General features: G+C 65.0%; 21 protein-coding genes. 13 read left to right on the top strand and 8 right to left on the bottom strand.

Annotated features, from left to right (window positions below):
• Positions 1-222 precede the first annotated feature (222 nt).
• The 11 genes from AC1RBA_RS03695 to AC1RBA_RS03645 all read left to right on the top strand — a co-directional run bounded on the left by AC1RBA_RS03695 (position 223) and on the right by AC1RBA_RS03645 (position 7,646).
• Entirely contained in the window at positions 223-411 is a 189-nt protein-coding gene (locus AC1RBA_RS03695) for a hypothetical protein (RefSeq protein WP_070218819.1), read from the top strand.
• A gap of 181 nt (positions 412-592) precedes the next feature.
• Positions 593-778, top strand: a complete 186-nt coding sequence (locus AC1RBA_RS03690; RefSeq protein WP_070288440.1) for a hypothetical protein — start codon at positions 593-595, stop codon at positions 776-778.
• 78 nt (positions 779-856) lie between these two features.
• Entirely contained in the window at positions 857-1,870 is a 1,014-nt protein-coding gene (locus AC1RBA_RS03685) for an ATP-grasp domain-containing protein (protein ID WP_492416648.1), read from the top strand.
• On the top strand, positions 1,852-2,730 hold the full coding sequence (locus AC1RBA_RS03680) for an SDH family Clp fold serine proteinase (protein ID WP_492416647.1): 879 nt from the start codon (positions 1,852-1,854) through the stop codon (positions 2,728-2,730). Before AC1RBA_RS03685 ends, AC1RBA_RS03680 begins: the two co-directional genes overlap by 19 nt.
• Positions 2,724-3,233 (top strand): MauE/DoxX family redox-associated membrane protein, encoded by a 510-nt coding sequence (locus AC1RBA_RS03675; RefSeq protein ID WP_492416645.1) that lies wholly within the window; start codon positions 2,724-2,726, stop codon positions 3,231-3,233. Before AC1RBA_RS03680 ends, AC1RBA_RS03675 begins: the two co-directional genes overlap by 7 nt.
• Complete coding sequence (locus AC1RBA_RS03670; protein ID WP_492416643.1) at positions 3,230-3,787, top strand: thioredoxin domain-containing protein; 558 nt, start codon at positions 3,230-3,232, stop codon at positions 3,785-3,787. Before AC1RBA_RS03675 ends, AC1RBA_RS03670 begins: the two co-directional genes overlap by 4 nt.
• Positions 3,784-5,556, top strand: a complete 1,773-nt coding sequence (locus tag AC1RBA_RS03665) for an ABC transporter ATP-binding protein (RefSeq protein WP_492416641.1) — start codon at positions 3,784-3,786, stop codon at positions 5,554-5,556. The genes AC1RBA_RS03670 and AC1RBA_RS03665 overlap by 4 nt, the downstream gene beginning before the upstream one ends.
• A 10-nt stretch (positions 5,557-5,566) precedes the next feature.
• Positions 5,567-5,968, top strand: coding sequence for a GFA family protein (locus tag AC1RBA_RS03660; protein ID WP_492416640.1), 402 nt, complete (start codon positions 5,567-5,569; stop codon positions 5,966-5,968).
• 196 nt (positions 5,969-6,164) lie between these two features.
• Positions 6,165-6,503, top strand: coding sequence for a hypothetical protein (locus AC1RBA_RS03655; protein ID WP_205602360.1), 339 nt, complete (start codon positions 6,165-6,167; stop codon positions 6,501-6,503).
• A 33-nt stretch (positions 6,504-6,536) separates the two neighbouring features.
• Positions 6,537-7,343: an OBAP family protein gene (locus AC1RBA_RS03650; RefSeq protein WP_492416638.1), complete on the top strand. Its 807-nt coding sequence runs from the start codon at positions 6,537-6,539 to the stop codon at positions 7,341-7,343.
• 54 nt (positions 7,344-7,397) lie between these two features.
• Entirely contained in the window at positions 7,398-7,646 is a 249-nt protein-coding gene (locus AC1RBA_RS03645) for a DUF3297 family protein (protein WP_010398340.1), read from the top strand.
• 65 nt (positions 7,647-7,711) lie between these two features.
• On the opposite strand, the gene AC1RBA_RS03640 is transcribed toward AC1RBA_RS03645, so the two are convergent.
• The 7 genes from AC1RBA_RS03640 to AC1RBA_RS03610 form a co-directional block, all read right to left on the bottom strand.
• Positions 7,712-8,584 carry an HvfC/BufC family peptide modification chaperone gene (locus AC1RBA_RS03640; RefSeq protein ID WP_492416636.1) on the bottom strand — a complete coding sequence of 291 codons (873 nt, stop codon included), beginning with the start codon at positions 8,582-8,584 and terminating at the stop codon, positions 7,712-7,714.
• A complete protein-coding gene (gene bufB / locus AC1RBA_RS03635) occupies positions 8,574-9,518 on the bottom strand; it encodes an MNIO family bufferin maturase (RefSeq protein ID WP_492417167.1) in 945 nt (314 codons plus the stop codon). Before bufB ends, AC1RBA_RS03640 begins: the two co-directional genes overlap by 11 nt.
• Complete coding sequence (locus AC1RBA_RS03630) at positions 9,518-11,542, bottom strand: ferritin-like domain-containing protein (protein WP_492416635.1); 2,025 nt, start codon at positions 11,540-11,542, stop codon at positions 9,518-9,520. The genes bufB and AC1RBA_RS03630 overlap by 1 nt, the downstream gene beginning before the upstream one ends.
• Positions 11,543-11,823: 281 nt before the next feature.
• Positions 11,824-12,471: a hypothetical protein gene (locus tag AC1RBA_RS03625; protein ID WP_492416633.1), complete on the bottom strand. Its 648-nt coding sequence runs from the start codon at positions 12,469-12,471 to the stop codon at positions 11,824-11,826.
• Entirely contained in the window at positions 12,468-13,334 is an 867-nt protein-coding gene (locus AC1RBA_RS03620) for a hypothetical protein (RefSeq protein ID WP_492416631.1), read from the bottom strand. The genes AC1RBA_RS03625 and AC1RBA_RS03620 overlap by 4 nt, the downstream gene beginning before the upstream one ends.
• 81 nt (positions 13,335-13,415) lie before the next feature.
• Positions 13,416-14,234 (bottom strand): glutaminyl-peptide cyclotransferase, encoded by an 819-nt coding sequence (locus AC1RBA_RS03615; RefSeq protein ID WP_492416629.1) that lies wholly within the window; start codon positions 14,232-14,234, stop codon positions 13,416-13,418.
• A gap of 26 nt (positions 14,235-14,260) precedes the next feature.
• Positions 14,261-15,169 carry a LysR family transcriptional regulator gene (locus AC1RBA_RS03610; RefSeq protein ID WP_492416627.1) on the bottom strand — a complete coding sequence of 303 codons (909 nt, stop codon included), beginning with the start codon at positions 15,167-15,169 and terminating at the stop codon, positions 14,261-14,263.
• Between the two features lie 103 nt (positions 15,170-15,272).
• Between AC1RBA_RS03610 and AC1RBA_RS03605 the strand changes: the two genes are divergently transcribed.
• Together AC1RBA_RS03605 and AC1RBA_RS03600 are read left to right on the top strand one after the other, a co-directional pair.
• Positions 15,273-15,731 carry a CidA/LrgA family protein gene (locus tag AC1RBA_RS03605; RefSeq protein ID WP_492416625.1) on the top strand — a complete coding sequence of 153 codons (459 nt, stop codon included), beginning with the start codon at positions 15,273-15,275 and terminating at the stop codon, positions 15,729-15,731.
• Positions 15,728-16,417, top strand: a complete 690-nt coding sequence (locus AC1RBA_RS03600) for an LrgB family protein (protein ID WP_492416623.1) — start codon at positions 15,728-15,730, stop codon at positions 16,415-16,417. Before AC1RBA_RS03605 ends, AC1RBA_RS03600 begins: the two co-directional genes overlap by 4 nt.
• Here AC1RBA_RS03600 and AC1RBA_RS03595 read toward each other — a convergent pair.
• Positions 16,414-17,097: a TetR/AcrR family transcriptional regulator gene (locus AC1RBA_RS03595; RefSeq protein WP_492416621.1), complete on the bottom strand. Its 684-nt coding sequence runs from the start codon at positions 17,095-17,097 to the stop codon at positions 16,414-16,416. The genes AC1RBA_RS03600 and AC1RBA_RS03595 overlap by 4 nt on opposite strands.
• Positions 17,098-17,137 lie beyond the last annotated feature (40 nt).

Below are 17,137 nucleotides of genomic sequence, written 5' to 3'. Positions count from 1 at the left end.
TAATCAAACGGCTTGCCGATCATTTAAAACACCGCCTTTATTATTTATCGCACTGCAATAACATAAATGGCCGGCGTGATATTTGGTGAGTATCTCGGACATATAATCGCGAATACGGTTGATTTCCAATTGACGCTTATTTATTCCGGCGCTAATATCGAATAGCCATATACCATGGCACACAGCGCAAGCAGTACTTAACCATCACAAGAGGATAGTACAATGCAAAACCAATCCAAATTGTTCGCATTCAAACTGGCTGAAAAACAGGTACAAAAACAGGCGGCGCCCGCCACCGCCTGGAAAGTGCGCGACGGCGTCGCCGTGGCCGGCTGCACCGCCGTCGGCACCAATGATCAATATCGCGACTCTTCGCGTCTCAAGCCGAACGACAGCGGCCAGTATTGCTGATTTCCGGCACGCCATAACCCCGCCCGGCGCGGGGTTGCATATATTCCCCATATTCAAACCGGCGCCGTGCGGCGCGGATTTTCCGCGCGCAATGAATATATGAACCCCTCTCAATTGGAGATTCCATTCTTTAAAGCACTTATCGGTAAAAATCGAAACATAACCATTAACAGAGGATCTCATGCACGATAAAACCAAGCTGTTCGCATTCAAACTGGCGGAAAAAAAGGAAGAGGAAAAACCGGCGCGTCCTGCGCCTTGGAAAGTACGCGACGGTGTCGCCGTGGCCGGCTGCACGGCGGTCGACAGCGAGGAACAATACCGCTATTCGCGCGTCGGCTCGAGTGACGGCGGAGAATTCTGCTGATCGTTGCGCCAACTGAAAGCCTTGCCGCGGCAAGGCTTTTTCATCTTCCCGATTTTCCGCTACTGCAGGCTCCCCGACATGCATAAAAAGGTTTTGATTATCAGCCATAGCGGCGACCTGCACGCCGACCTGGTGGCATCGATTCTCGCCGACCGCGGTCATGCCCCCTTCCGTATCGATCTCGACACCTTTCCCCGCGATTACCAGCTGTGCCAGCGCATGCTGGGCGGCCAGGCCAGCGCGCGGCTGCGCCGCCTGCCCGACGGCGACTGGCTGGACCTGCGCCAGGTAGGCGCCGTCTGGCTGCGCAAGGCGGCCGACTACGCCTATGCCAGCGCCGACCTGACGCCGCAGGAACGCGCCTACGCCCGGCTGGAAACGGAACAGGCCATCTTCAGCGTGCTGTACAGCCTCGATTGCTACTGGCTCAGCCATCCGCTGGCCCTGCGCGGCGCCCAATGGAAAGGCGAACAGCTGGCACGGGCCGCGCGCATGGGCTTTCGCGTGCCCGCCACCGTGATCAGCAATGTGCCCGACGACGTGCGCGCTTTCCGCGCGGCCATCGGCGGACCCATCATTTTCAAGAGCATGTCCACGCCCACCCTGGCGGCCGAAACGGTCGAGGATGCAGACAGGGTCAGCGGCGGCATCGGCACCACCATAGTCGACGATGCCATGCTCGACAGCCTGGACGCCGTCAGCGAACTGAGCTGCCAGTTCCAGGAATATATCGCCAAGCAATATGAACTACGGATCACCGTGATCGGCAAGCAGCTGTTTGCCGCCCGCCTGTATTCGCAGGACGATGCGCGCACGGCCATCGATTCGCGCGACATGTCGGCCCCCATCCGCTACGAAGCGGCGACCTTGCCGGACGACATACACGAGCGCTGCCTCGCTTTCGTGCACAGCTATGGCCTCGAGTACGGCGCGCTGGACCTGATCGTCACGCCCGAGGGCGAGTATGTTTTCCTGGAAAACAATCCTGTTGGTCAATTTTTATATGTGCAACAACTGGTGCCCGCCTTGCCCCTGCTGGAAAGCGTCGCCGATATCCTGATCGAAGGAGCGTTATGCCACAGCCGGACCTGACCCTGCTGCCTTCGCAGCTGCGCGCACTGGAGCAGGCGCGCGACAGCCGCGCCATCGTCCTGGCCGCCTCGCACCTGGACATGGAATTGTTGCCCGCCCTCTACGAAATGTGCCAGGGCATCGGCCCCGCAGCGCGCCTCGACGTGGTGCTGCACGGACGGGGCGGCATCGTCAACGCGGCGCGCCGCATCGCCCTGCTGCTGCGCCAGCATGCGCGCCACCTGAGCTTTATCGTGCCCTTCCACTGCCAGTCGGCCGCTACCCTGCTGGCCCTGGGCGCCGATGAAATCATCGCCGGCGACCTGGCCCTGTTCTCGCCCATCGACCCGCAGCTCGACGGCGTGGACGGCGGCGCCATTTCCAGCCTCGACATCAAGGTCTTCGGCGACATGGCGCAGCAGTGGTTCGGCGTCGATGCCGGCGAAGCGCGCCAGCAATCCTTGTCCCTGCTGTGCGGCAGCATCTTTCCCCCGTCCCTGACGGCCTTTTACCGCACCACGCTGGAAATGGCGCAAATCGGCGAGGAATTGCTGGCCTGGCAATTGCCCGATGCCACGCAAGAGGCGCGGCGCGCCATCGTCGCGCAATTGGTGACCGGATACCACTCGCACAACTACGCCTTGACGCGCGAAGAGCTGGCCCAGCTGGGCTTGAACATGGCGCGCGATGCCCAGGCTGAACGGCTGGGCTGGGCCATCTCGACCCAATTGCAGGCGCACATAGGCGGCGCCCTGCGCAGCGCCCCCGACGAACCGTGGAACGACGCGCTGCTGGCCTCGCGCGACGGCGTGCAGCTGCGGCGCCAGCGTCCGGGCGGCTTCGCACCGCTGTGGACCACGCAAACGGGGGCAGCATGCTGACGGCATTACTGTCTGATATCGCGCGCTGCTGCATCGCCTTGCTGCTGCTGGCGGCCAGCGTGGGCAAGCTGCGCAGCTACGGGGAATTTCGCGGCAACCTGACCACCTCGTTCGGCCTGCCGCCCGCCGCAGCCACAGGCGCCGCGCCGGCCCTGGTGGCGGCAGAACTGCTGCTGGCCGGCTGGCTGCTGGCCGGCGGCGCCCGGCTGCCGATGCTGCTGTCGTTATTGCTATTGAGCTCCCTCACTGCCGTGCTGGCCTGGCGCTACTTCACGCACAGCGTGGTGCGCTGCAGCTGCTTCGGCGAAGCGGCGCGGCCCGTCTCGCAGTACGACTTGCTGCGCAACGCGCTGGCGGTGGGCATCAACGGCAGCTACTGTGCGCTGGCGCAAGATGCGGCCTTGCCCGTCGCCACCACTGTATTGGCGGCCGGCTTGGCGGCCATCGCCTGCGTGGCCATCATTTCCCTGCACGACATCGCCAACCTGGCAAAGGCCGGATGATGGATGCCGCGACCTTGCAACTGGTGCTGGCGGTGCTGGCGTTCGCCATCGCCGGCAATCTCTGGCTGACTCTGGCCGTGCTGCGCGCCAGCCGCCGCGAAAGGCTGGCGCCCACGGCGCTGGAGCTGGGCGAGCCCCTGCCTGCCGTGCCAGCCCGTCCGCTGGCTGGCGGCGCGCGTTTCCAGCCGGGCGCCGGCGGCCAGGCGGCCGTGCTGCTGTTCCTGGCCAGCCGCTGCCCGAAATGCGCGGAAAAGCTGGCCGGCATCGAACGGCTGCTGCCGCTGGCGCGCAATGCGGGCCTGGCCATGTGGCTGGTCAGCGAAGAGCCGGCCCGCCGGCTGCGCGCCTTCCTGCCCGGCGACGCCTTGCGTGCGGCGGCGGCGCGCGTCAGTCTGCGCGACTACCGGCGCGTCAATCCCCAAATGAGCTCGCCGTCCTATGTCTTTGTCAATCACCAGGGACGCGTGGAAGCGGCCGGCCTGATCGGCGACGAAGACTGGCTGGCCCTCGTCGGACAATTGAACGCCGAGCCGTCGCAGGAGCGCGCCGCATGAGCAATATCAACTTCGGCCCGCATTTTGAACGCCTGCGCCTGCTGTACCCCGTGCGCTGGCGCATCGCCGCCGGCCTGCTGTGCATGGCCCTTACCGTGGGCGCCCAGCTGGCCTTTCCGCAAGCCATCGCCTATTTCATCGACAACGTGACCGCCCTCACCCGGCACGGTGTCACGCCGGGCATGGTCGCCGCCATGCTGGCCTTCAGCTTGCTGTATGCGCTGGCCTCGGCCGCGCGCTTCTACCTGCTGCAATCGAGCGGCCACATGGTCGTCATGGGCGTGCGCCGGCGCCTGTTCGACGTGGTGATCAACCAGCCCATCGCCTTCTTCGACAAGCACCATGGTGGCGAGCTGAACAGCCGACTCACGTCCGACGTGTCGGCCCTGCATGAAAGCCTGACCATCGGCGCGGCCAACGCCCTGCGCTCGCTGTGCGTGTTTTTGGGCGGCATCGCCATGCTGCTGCAGCTGTCGCCCATGCTGAGCCTGCCGCTGGCCTTGTTCATTCCCATCAGCCTGTATCTGGGCAAGTTATCCGGCAGCAATTACCGGCAGCGCGCGCGGGCCATTTCGGCCACTCTGGCCACCAGCGGCAAGGTGGCGCAGGAATATTTTGCCCATGCGCGCCTGGTGCAGGCGTTCAACCAGCAAGGCGGCGCCATGGCCCGTTACGCGCAAGCCATGCGGGAGCTGCTGGGAGTGTCCCTGGCCGGTACGCGGCTGCTGGCCGTGTTCCAGGGCGCGCAGGGGCTGCTCGCCTTCGTGGCCCTGCTGACCACCCTGTGCTTCGGCGGCCACCTGATCGGCCAGGGCCAGCTGACGGTTGGCCAGCTGACGGCCTTTGTCATCTATGCCAGCATGGTGACGGACACGGCCGGCTCCATCAGCGAGTTCTGGAACACCTGGATGCGCACCATGGGCTCGACCGACCGCATCTTCGAGATCCTGCGCAGCCACCGCGCCGTGACCGAGGCGCCGCCGCAGCCGCCGCTGGCCGGCCACATCGCGCTGCGCGACGTGCGTTTTGCGTATCCCGAGCGCGTACAGGTCGCGGCCCTCGACGGCGTCAGCCTGTCCATCCGCGCGGGTGAAAAGATCGCCCTCGTCGGCGCCTCGGGTGCGGGCAAGTCCACCATCGCCAGCTTGGTGCTGGGCCACTACAAGATGGACGCGGGCAGCCTGCAATTCGACGGCATCGACGCGCAGGTGCTGGGCGTGACGCAATTGCGGCGCCAGATGGCCGTGGTGGAGCAGGAGCCGGCCCTGTTTTCCGGCAGCATCGCCGACAATATCGCCTTTGCCGTGCCGGACCGGGTCGTGGCGCGCGAAGCGATGGTGGCGGCGGCGCGCCTGGCCCATGCCCACGATTTTATCGCGGCCTTTCCGGACGGCTACGACACCCTCGTGGGCGAACGGGGCGTGCAATTATCCGGCGGACAGAAGCAGCGCATCGCGATTGCCCGCGCCATCCTGCGCGCGCCGAAAATCCTGATTCTGGACGAGGCCACCAGCGCGCTCGACGCGGCCAGCGAACAGCTGGTGCAGCGCGCGCTCGACGCGCTGATGCAAGGACGCACCACCATCATCATCGCCCACCGCTTTTCCACCATCGTCAAGGCCGACCGCATCATCGTCATGGACAAGGGCCGGATTTGCCAGCAAGGCACGCACGCCGAGCTGCTGCGCGCGGGCGGCCAGTATGCGCGGCTGATGCAGCAGCAGCTGTCGCAATTCCAGCAGTTGCATGACAGTACGGCCACCCTGTAAAGTGGGCAAGATGAAAAAAACCTACCATGGCAGTTGCCACTGCGGCGCCGTGCGCTTCGCGGCCAAGATCGACCTGGCGGCCCCCAGCCTGCGCTGCAACTGTTCCTATTGCCTGAAAATCCGCTGCTGGGCCAGCCAGGTGCCGCCCGCCGACTTCCAGTTGCTGGCCGGCGAAGGCGACTTGAGCGCATACCGCTTCGGCGCCGGGCGCGAGCGCCACTATTTTTGCCGCCACTGCGGCGTACGTCCGTTTGGCTACGGCGATTCGCCCCGCAGCGGCCCATTTGTCGGCATTGGCGTGAACTGCCTCGACGATGCGGCGGCGGCCGAGCTGGCCCGGGTGCCCGTCACCTTTGTCGATGGCTGGCATGACGACTGGGACAGGCCGCCGCAGGAAACAGGGCACTTGTAAACAATGCAAATGTAGAAATGGTTGTCAGCTACGCCGGAGTTTTCCTACGTGGCGACAAGGAGTGTCCCTATGGTTAAGCCCGACGCTTGCAACGAGAATGGTCTCAACGGTGCTGCACGGCGCCGGAGCTCAGCAGGAACATCCGACCCAATATTGGAGCGGATGACGACGCAGACTAACCTTAGGGGACATGATCATGACTTCGAACAGCAACGACAAATCCGGCAGCCAATCGGACAAACAGCAATCGGGCAGCCAACAGTCGGACAAACAGTCCGGCAGCCGCCAATCGTCGGGCGGCACCCAGGGCGGCACGCACGAGCAGCACGTCGAGGCGGGCCGCCAAAGCCACAAGAATGACGGCGACAAGCAATCAGGCTCACAAGGTTCGCAGCAGTCGGGCCAGCAATCGGGCCAGGGCAAGAGCGGCGGCGGCAGCCAGCAATCGGGTTCCGGCTCCGGCACGCGCGGCGGCACGCATGAGCAGCACGTGGAAGCGGGACGTCAAAGCCACAAGAATGACGACAAATCCTGATTTCGCAGGCACGGCCCGATACCGCTGGTCGGCATGAAAGCGCTGACGGCCATGCTGTGCGCCGGGCTGGGCATGGGCCTGGCCGCCTGCGGCGCCAGGAATACGGCATCGAACGTGGAGGCCCCGGGCGCGCCAGCCGGGGTCTCCACGCGCGTGCTCGATGCTGGCGCCGACGCCCTGCAAGCCCGGCCGCCCATTGCGGCCCTCAATGCCTATCTCGACGGTTTTCATTTCTACAACGGCAATCTGCGCGGTCAGATGGAGGCGCACCACTATTGCGCCATCGTCAATGAAGAGTTGATTCAATGCGTGATTTACGACGGCAACGTCAAGGATGCCAAGCTGATGGGCGTCGAATACATCGTCAGCGCCAGGCTGTACCAAGGTTTGCCCGCGGCGGAAAAAGCGCTGTGGCACAGCCATGTGCATGAAGTGAAGTCGGGCCAGCTGATCGCGCCCGGCATACCGGCCGTGGCGGAAAAGGCGCTGATGCAAAAGCTGGTGGGCACCTACGGCAAGACCTGGCATACCTGGCACACGGATCTGCACAAGACCTTGCCGCTGGGCGTGCCGCAACTGATGATGGGCTTTACAGCCGACGGCCAGGCCGACGCCGCCATGGTCGCCGCGCGCGACCACCGCTTCGGCATCGATTCGGCCGAAAAACGCCGCCAGCGGACCGACATCGCCGCGCCCGCCATCGTTGCTGGTGCCGACGCCTGGCAGCACGGCACGGTCATCCAGCTGGCCGACCCGACGGGAATGCCGCACAGTTCATCATCACCGCCGCCGCCATCCACGCACACGGCCGCGCCCGCCATTTCGCGTCCAGCCAGATAGACGGCGTGCGAAAGGCCGTTGTCTGGATCGGCATTCTGGGAGATAATTACGCCCATGAACGATACCACTACCTTACCCCCATTGCCCGATCGCCTGTCGATCGACCCGAGCAGCCCTTACCACGTTGCAGCCGTGTTCGAGAACGACGTCGGCATCCGCTTCAACGACAAGGAACGACTTGACGTGGAAGAATATTGCATCAGCGAACGCTGGATCAAGGTCGCTTCCACCAAGTCCCTCGACCGCCGCGGCCGTCCGCTGCAGATCAAGCTGAAGGGCAAAGTCGAAGCGTTTTACCGCTAAGCAACACCTGCAGTTGTCATCGAGGCCGATTTTCATCGGCCTTTTTTGCGTCCGCCGCTTTCCGCTCAGGCAGCGCTGGTGACCAGCCCGGCCGCGGCCGCCAAGGGCAGCCACAGCATGGCGTCGGCCAGCACCTCGTCCGGCGCCCTGCCGCTGGACCGTGCCGCCTGCTGCGCGCACTGCGCCAGCGTCGCGCCCCCGGCCAGCGCCTGCAGGCAGTCAAATTGCCACGGCTGCAGCTCTTGCATGGCAAGCTGGTAATGCATGCGTGAAATGGCAACAAAGGCGGGACTGGCCTGCGGCTGAGCCGGCACGGCAGCGTCCGGCGCCACCTGCACCTGTTGCCAGAATGCACACAAGGGAAATGACAGGGCCAGCAGCCGCGTGCACGGCGCCAGGCGCCAGGCCGGCGCATTTCCCAAAAGCAAGTCCAGACCGGACGGCAGGACGGGCTGCGCCAGTTTTTCCAGCCCCGGCGCCCTGCCCGCCTCGCTGCGCGCCCGCTCCAGCCGCGCCAGTTCGACGGGAAAGCGCAAGACGTCCCCCTGCGCGCCGGCGGCACCCTGGCTGGCGGCGAGAAAATCGGCAAAGCCGCCGCCCAGGTCGTACAAGGTCGGGGAAGCGGACGGGTGGCGCCAGACATAGGCGCGGGCAAAGAAGGCGAACAGCTCGTCGCCCATGACCTTGCGCAAGACAGGATAGTCGGCCTGCAGGCATTCGAGCAGACGCTGCACGTAGCCGTCCGCATGGATGTGCAGCGGCGCCGGCCCGCCCCGCGCCCGCTTCAACACTTGCTCCTGCGTCAAGCCGTGGCGCTCGCTGGCCAGCTGCGCGCCGCGCGCCGCACCGCCCGGCGCCGTCATCGCCGTCAAAAACCACGATTGCAATTGCGCCAGCGGTGCGTCCGCGCGCGCGTCGCCGTCGGCGCTACGGGGCATGGGCGGCCTTCAGGTGAAAGCCCAGCGGCGCCGAGACGGCGGCCAGGCTCGCCGTGGCCGTGGCCGTGGCTGGCACGGCATCGGAAAACTCTCCCCGCCCGGCCGCGCGCGCCTTGTCGAGTTCAGCCAGCAGCTGCGGGTACGCCGGGATATCCGCATCCCATTCCAGCAGGGCCGACACGCCCCCCGTCAACTGCTGCGCCAGCGCGTACAGGCGCCAGACGGCGGCCGGCACGGGGGCGTCGTGCGTGTCGATCAGCACGTCGCCGCAGACGGTGGGCCCGGCCAGGTGGATTTGCACGATGTGGTCATGCGGCAACTGGCGGATGTAGGCTGCCGCGTCATAGCCATGGTTATGCGCGCTGACGTGGACATTATTAACGTCGAGCAAGAGTCCGCAGCCCGTGTCCACCGCCAGGCGGCCCAGGAATTCCCATTCCGGCATGCTGGACTGGGCAAACTCCACGTAGGTGCTGGGGTTTTCCAGGATCAGGGGCCGGCCCAGGAATTCCTGTACCTGGCGCACGCGCGCGCCCACATGGCGCAGGCTGGCCTCGTCCAGCGGCAAGGGCAGCAAGTCATGGCTGTTGAGCGAGGCGGCGCCCGTCCAGCACAGGTGGTCGGAAATCCACGCGGGGCGGATCTCGGCGGCCAACTGGCGCAGCTTGCGCAGGTAGGCCAGGCTCAGGGGATCGCTGCTGCCGATCGACAGCGACACGCCATGCATGACGATGGGCACCTGCGCCGCCACCTGCTCGAGCACATGGCGCGCATAGCCGTGGTTGTCGATGAAATTCTCGCTGATGATCTCGAACCAGTCCACCTGCGGCCCGTGTTCCAGAATGTGCGCGTAATGGGGCGGGCGCAGCCCCACGCCCAGGCCCAAGTTCGGCAGGCCCAGGCGCGGAAGCGCCGCTGGCTTGACGGCCGCCATCAAGTCGACGGCGGCAAGGCCAGGCGCAGGTCGGTGGGCGCCGGCGGCGCGCCCACCGGCGTGCCGCGCGCCGCCATCACCTTGCCGTAGGCTTCCCATGCCTTGTCGTAGACATTGTCGCCGGGCGCGAAGCGCATGCTCTGGTCCAGCGGAATGCTGTGGTGGTCGGGCGCGGGGCCGAAATCGTACAGGGTCATGGTGGCGGGCTCGGGCGGATCCTTCTTCGTGGTGTTCGGATACAGCTGCGATGCCGAAATCGGCACGGCGCAGCCGCCGAAGCCGCCGCATTTGTTGTCGCTGGGCGCGCTGTAGACTTTATCGTCCTGCGGCGGCGGTGGCGGCACGTAGCACTCGCTGCCAGGCGCCGCGGCAGCCTTGACCGAATGGCCGCAGGACGAGCCGCCCGTGTCCGCCTGGGCAAAGCCGCAGCCGCCTTGGGCGTGGCAGCCGTTGGAGCCGCGGCACGTATGGTAGACGGCCAGCGCGGCGCAGGTGGACAAGGCCTCGCCCTCCAGATGCATGCCCTGGCAGGCGTGGTACAGCACGCCTTTCTCGGCCAGCGGCACGCCCGTCGCCAGGTTCGGCGCCTGGCCCAGCACGGCCCAGCAAATGGCCATGCGGTCGCCCGCGCCCACCATCGACGGATACGGAAACTCCAGTTGCTGGTTCAGCCAGTACTTGTCCAGCACGGAAGTGATGCCATAGATGGCGCCCGTGGCCACCGTGCTCAGCATCCCCAATGTGCCGCTGGTATCCTTCAGGCGGTTCAGGGCGCCCGCCACGGCAGCGGGCGCGGGGATGTTCTTCGGCGCGGTGGCCGGATTGTAGCGCTCGTTGGTCAGCATGGCTTCGCTCCAGCGCCCGCCTTCCTTGTGCCAGCCGGCCCAGGTCTGCACGGGCAGCATGGCCTTGACCTGACCGAAGCGCTCGTAGTGGTCGAACGGGGCGCTGTCGTGGCGTGCCTGTGCGTCGCGCGATTCGGCGTCCTTGCCATTGTTCGCGTACGAGGGGTAATCGCACTTCAACGCGGCCAGGTCTTCGCGGTAGTCGGGCTGCACGGCCATCAGGCGCTGCCCTGCGTCACGGCGGTAGCGCTGGATGGCCGTGGCACTGCCCTCGCCCTGGTCCGTGATGGCCGCCATCATGTCGATGGCCTTGTTGAACGAGCCCGTCTGGCCGCCATCCTGGTCCTGCGGGCCGAAGCAGGTGTCGAACTTGGGAAACTCGGCCCGCGCATGGCCCTGCACCTGGCTGTTGAACATGTCCTGCTGCACCGAGCCGTTGACGAACAGCTTGTGCCACAAGGTCTGGCCATCCGTGTATTCGATGCTGATATAGCGCGCGTAGCACTCATACATGTAGCCGATGGTACCGAACAGGGGCAGATCATGCACGTGCTTGCCCGGCGTCCAGCCCACGAACGGTACCTCGGGGAAATATTTGGTGTGGTTGTGCTCGTCAAACTTCGCCAGCTGGGCGCGCGCCTGCTGTTCCGGCTGCTCGATGGCGAGGAACAGGTCACACTGGTTATCGTTCAGCTCTTCCAGGTTGACGCGCACGTGGCGGTAGCCGGCCGTGTCCTGCAAGTCGACGATGTGCGGGATCACAGTGCAATCCTTGCCGTAGCAGGTCCAGCCGTGGTCCTGCGACTGCAGCTCCGAGCCCGTGAAGCATGGCGCCGTGCCGATGGCCGTGGCCAGGTTGGCCGCCATCTGCAGGTGCAGCATTTCCTGGATGAAGACGCTGAAAATGATATTGAAAGCCTTCTGCTCCTTCAGTTCGGGCCGCGCCGTGGTGCCCATGCCCGGCCACTGGCGGCCTTCGTAGTAGGTGATGCCTTTCGAGTTGATCTGGTGCGTGCCCTGGATCGAATACATGGTGGCCATGTACAGGGGAATGGTGAACAGTTCCACGCTGACGGCTGCCTGGGCGATGGCGCGCACTGCCGCCGTATCGGTGGCCAGCATGTCGAGCGGACGGTTGCTGATGGCGGCCTGGGTGCTTCCTAAAACGGGCATTTTCATTCTGTCTCTCCACAGGAACGATGCGTTTCGGATATCGGGCCGGGCCGCACCATCTGCGTGCGCTGCTCACGGCACGGAAATCATACGCCTGAGAAAGATATTTTTGCGGCAAGATTTATGTGCTGGCCGCGGTATTGATCTGCGTCAATTCAGCCGGGTTTTCAGCGCATAAATAAGCGTTTTACGCCGCCATTCGATGACAATTGAATAGAATCGGCGAAACGCGCGCGTGTATAAGCGCCGCACCGTCCAAGGCCGACGCGTCGCTTGCATGATGATAGTCAGGCACCTGGCGGCGGCTGGAAGGCGCAAAAGCCGGGCCACTGGTGGCGGCTGTCGCACACTTTCAGGCAGCCTTGATTGCCCTTGAACGTGGCGACGACCTTGATGGGAAAGCCATACAGTGGCGTGGTGGCCAGGAAAGCGGACGGGCAGCTTTGCTCGTTGCTGAAGCGGAAAGTGATTTCTTCGCGGCGGCCCTTGCGCGCAAAGCTCAGCATGAAGGTTTCATTGCTGTTCCACTGCGCCTTGCCCGGCACGCGGAAGCGGTAGCGCGGACTGCCCGGCTGCTGGCCGTCAAGTTTTTGGCCGAAGATGCGGCTGCTGGCCGTGGCCGTTTCCACCTTAGCGATCGGATAAGGCACGGCAAACATGTAGGTGCCGGCGAAACCCTGGTCGAAGCCCAGGCCCTTCTGGTAGAACGGCACGACGATATGCGGCGCGCCCCCGTATTCCACGCTGTTGCGCGCCGTCATGCGCGACGTCAGCTTGTCGTCGGGCGCTTGCCCGAAGACGACGTCCACTTCCACCAGGGCCTGGCTCTTGTCGATGTCTTGCGCCAGATAATCCCTGGGGGTGATCTCGCTGTGCACGCAGCCGGCCAGCAACGATGCGGCGAAACAGCCGGCGATGAGTTGAGGGTAGCTCATGGCTGTTTTCCTTCCGGGGGCGCGGAACTGAGGCCCAAGCCCGTCACTTGCCAGCCGCCCTTGCCTTGTTTCCATTGAAATTGCTGGCCGAACCAGGCCAGTTCCAGCTCGCGCCGGATGCGGTTGCTATCCGTGCGGCCCTGGCGCGCCTTGATGGCGGCGCCCGCCTGCGCGGAAGCGGCCTGCGACAAGGGTTTCAGCCACCGTTGATACGTGTCGGACGGCAAGGCCAGCACGCCGGCCACGCCGTCGTCGCGCGTGGCGACGATGATCCCCACCTTCGTCAGCGCATTCGTCAGCGCATTCGTCAGATACGCGCCGCGCCGCCCGTCGGGCGAAACGGAGACCAGCATGGCGGGCGCGTAATCGCCGGTGACGCCGCCCGGCACGTCAAACCACAGCAGCTCGCCCGTGCCCGTGTCGAGCGCGCGGCCGTCGCGGGCAAACAGCAGCATCTCGGGACGGCCCGGCTGCGGCACGCCCCATTCGGGGTCGCGCTCCGTGCGCACCATGCTGTCGCGCTGCAGGGGACTGATGGGGCGCATCAGCGGTTCACCATTCTGCACGCCGATGAGGATGGTGCCCTGGCCCGTGTAGCCCTTGGTAAAGGCCAGCAGCATGGGCTGGCCCTCGCGCGTCGCTTTCAGCGGACGCACCTCCACCACTTCGCGCGCGCCGCCGGGCCAGTAGCCGTGCTGGCGAAAGGACAAGGTAACGAGCGCGTCGTGGCGGTCACGCGTGACGACAAAGTCGCCGTATTGCTGCATCACCGGCACGTATGGCGCTTGCGCCTGCGCGGCGGGCACGATGGCGGCGGCCAGGGTGGCGGCGGCGGCCAGGCGGTGTAAAGAAAAGAACAGCATGGCATCCTGTAAAGGTCGCAAGGTGCGAAGGAGGCATATCATAGACGATTTCCCGTCAGCAACACTGTCCGATAGCCAACATCAACGGCGCTGGATTTCGATCAGCTCGATTTCGAACAGCTTGGGCCACAGTTTGCCCGTGACAAACAGGCGCTTTCCGCGCCCATCCCAGGCGATGCCGTTGAGCACGGCATCGGGATTGGCCGTGCCCCGCTGCTCGGGCGGCAGCAAGCCCGTCAGGTCGATCCAGCCCACCACCTTGCCGCTGGCCGGGTCGATGCGGGCGATCACATCCGCGCCCCACACATTGGCGAACAGTTGCCCGTCGACCATTTCCAGCTCGTTCAGCCGGTCGATGGGCCGCCCTTCGGCTTTCACTTCGAAGCGGCGCACTTCCTTCAGGGTTTTCGGATTGAGCACGCGGATGGCCGACGTGCCGTCGCTCATGTAAACGAATTGATTGTCGCTGGCCAGGCCCCAGCCTTCGCCCGGGTAGCTGAATTTACGTTTCAATTTGAAGGTTTTCAGGTCGAAGACATAGCCGGTCTGCGAAATCCACGTCAGGCCCAGGAGCTCATCGCCCACATCCGTGATGCCTTCGCCGAACACGTTCTTGTCGAGCATGCTTTTTTGCAGCACCTTGCCCGTCGTCAATTCCACCTTGCGCAAGGAAGACTGGCCGTTCTGGCCCGTGCTTTCATATAAATGTCCATCCTTGAACAGCAAGCCCTGCGTGAAAGCCTGGGGATCGTGCGGATAGGTATTCTTGACGAAATAGCCATATACGGGCAGGGCGGCCTGAGCGTAGCCCATTTCGCTCATCAGGCCCACGGTGCATAACAATCCCAGCAGCAATGAGCCGGCCGTGCGTTTGAGTCTGGTATTGACGTTGATATTCATCGGGTCGGGCGGAAGTTGGCGAGCGCCTATTGTAAACGTGCCGCGTCCGCCATGCGCGCCCTGACGAGCTCCAGCCAGGCGCGCGCCGCGAACGACAGCCGCCCGCCCCGGCGCCAGGCCAGCATCAAATTCCACTCCACGGGCGGGCCGTCCAGGGGGATGACGTCAAATTGTGCGGCATCAAGCGTGTCGCAATACATCTTCGGCAGCAGGCAGATGCCCACGCCCAGGCGTACCAGCGAGGCAATGAAATCCCACTGGCCGCTGCGGCCCGTGATGCGCGGCGCGAAACCGGCCCGCTGGCAGGCATCCTGCACGATGTCGTTGAGGGCAAACGCGGCGCCATAGGAGATGAAGGGGCTGTCGGCCAGCTCGGCCAGGGCCACGGCAGCGCGCCCCTGCCACGGCGAGCCAGGCGCCGCCAGCAGGCACAGCGGCGAGCGCACGAGGGGCAAGGCTTCGAAATCCTGCCAGGTGGCCGCGTTGCCCGGATAGTCGAGCATGGTGCCCAGTTCCACCGTGCCGGTGCGCAAGTCGCGCTCGATCGCCTGCGTGCCGCTTTCATACATTTTCAGTTCGATGCCCGGATAGCGCTGGTGGTATTCGGCCAGCCATGGCGCCAGGGTGGAGTGCGTCTGCGGCGACACGCCGACGCGCAATTCGCCCCGTTCCAGATGTTGCAGGTCACGCAATTCCACCTTCAGTTCCGCATGCAGGGCCAGCAGTTCATGCGCGCGCGACAGCACCACCTTGCCCGCGTCCGTCAGCGTAAAACGCTTGCCCGCGCGGTCCAGCAGGGCCAGGTCCAGCGATTGCTCCAGCTGTTGCACCATCTTGCTGACGGTGGGCTGCGTCACGTGCAGCCTGGCGGCCGCGCGCGTAAAACTGGCTTGCTCGACCACTTCGACGAAGTAGCGCAGGGAGCGGATATCCATGATGCATTCCAATATCGAATGATAATCATGAGTTTAAGTCATTTTATCTTTTGATGTGGGCTCACTACAATGAAAACCTCCCCCATCCGTTTGAAAGCCTGCCGTGAAAGCCGTCCCTTGTTCCACCGCCGCCCCACTCTCCATCCCTGTCTGGCGCCAGCCCGCGCAGACCGCGTGGCAAGTGGGCATCCTGATCGCCGCCTGGTGGCTGGCCGACGCAGCCGCGTCCGCCCTGCACTTGCCGTTTTCCGGCGGCGTGGTGGGCCTGTTCGTGCTGGTGGCCCTGCTGCTGGCGGGCTGGGTGCGCCCCGCCGCCATCGAACTGGGCGCGAACTGGCTGCTGGCCAATATGCTGCTGTTCTTCATACCGCTGGTCGTATCCGTGGTGCAATTTACGCAACTGTTGAAGTCGCAAGGTCTGATGCTGTTCGTAAATATCGGCCTGGGCTTTGCCTGCGTGATGCTGGCGACGGCGCTGACGGTGGAATGGGTGTGCCGCTATGAACGCAAGTTGCGTCTGAATAAGCTGCTGCGCCAGCGCGCCGCGAGGGCGCAAGCATGAGCACCCTGCTGCTGTCGCTGCTGTTCCTGCTGCTGACCCTGGTGCTGTTCTACGCCAACCAGGCCGTGCACCGCCGCCACCCGCACTTCTTGCTGACGCCCGCCATCTGCACTTCGGCCATCTTGATCGTCATCGTGCAGGCCACGTCGACGCCGTTCGCCACGTATTTCGGCGAGACGCGCTGGCTGCCGTGGTTGCTGGGCCCGGCCACCATCGCCTTTGCGCTGCCCATCTTCCAGGAGCGCAAGCTGATCCGCAAGCATTGGCTGGCCTTGTCGCTGGGCAGCTGCGCCGGCATCGTGGCATCGGTCGCCGCCACCTTGCTGCTGGACCGGGTATTTGGCGTGCACGGCGACATGGCGCGCAGCCTGCTGGCACGCTCCGTCTCGACGCCGTTCGCGCTGGAAGCGTCGCGCCACATGGGCGGTTCGGCCCAGCTGACGGGCATCTTCGTGGTGATGACGGGCTTGTTCGGCTTGATGCTGGGCAAGCCGCTGCTGAAACTGCTGCCCTTGCGCATGCGCATCGCCCGTGGCGCCCCGTATGGCGCGGCCGCGCACGGCTTCGGCCTCTCCGTGGCGCGCAGGGTCGGCACGGAAGAAGGCGCCGTGGCCAGCCTGACGATGATCTTTTCCGGCATCGTGACGGTGCTGCTGGCGCCGCTGCTGGGACATTTGCTGGGCTAGCGGCCCGCTTGCAGCGCCTGCATGCCATGCACGATCAGGTCGATGCCCGCCAAAAAATCCTCGCGGTCGTCGTGCGCGCGCAGCTGGCCCGCCACCTTGCGGGCGAACGGAAACGCCTGCGCGTCGAGGCGTGACCAGGCGCCCGCCAGGGTGTCGAGGAAATGCGCGCGTTCCAGGCCCTGTTCCCGGGCGATGACGGCATTGGCCGCATTCTGCCCGCTCACGCCCAGCAGATAATTGAGCAAGGCGCATGCCGCCATCCACTGCCGGTCCTGCGGCACGCCCAGCGCATCGACCTGCCGGCCCAGGCGTTCCAGGATGCGCACGGTGGGCAGCTGGCCCGGCGCGCGCGACAGGGCCGAACCCAGCCACGGATGCGCATCCATCGCCTCGAACATGGCCAGCGCCACGGCGCGGATGCCCGCCTGCGGCGTATCGCCAGGCGGGGCGGCCTGCATGGCGCGGGCGACGATGGCGTCGCTGGCGGCCGTGAACAGATCATCCTTGTCGGCCACGTGCCAGTAGATGGCGCCCGCCCCCGTGGCCAGGCGCGCGGCCAGGGCGCGGAAGGTCAGGCCGCCCTCGCCCGCTGTGTCGAGCAGGGCAATGGCGGCGTCGATGATGGAGTCGCGCGTCAGCGAGTCGGCGCGTCGTGGTGGGGTCGCTACGGTATCGGGCATCGCTTATCTTGACACAGATGATGGCTTGCCGCAAAATTCT

The sequence above is a fragment of the Janthinobacterium sp. GW823-FHT03B06 genome, from assembly GCF_058796955.1.
Note: the sequence above shows the minus strand (reverse complement) of the source record. Positions and strands in the feature narration are given on the sequence as shown.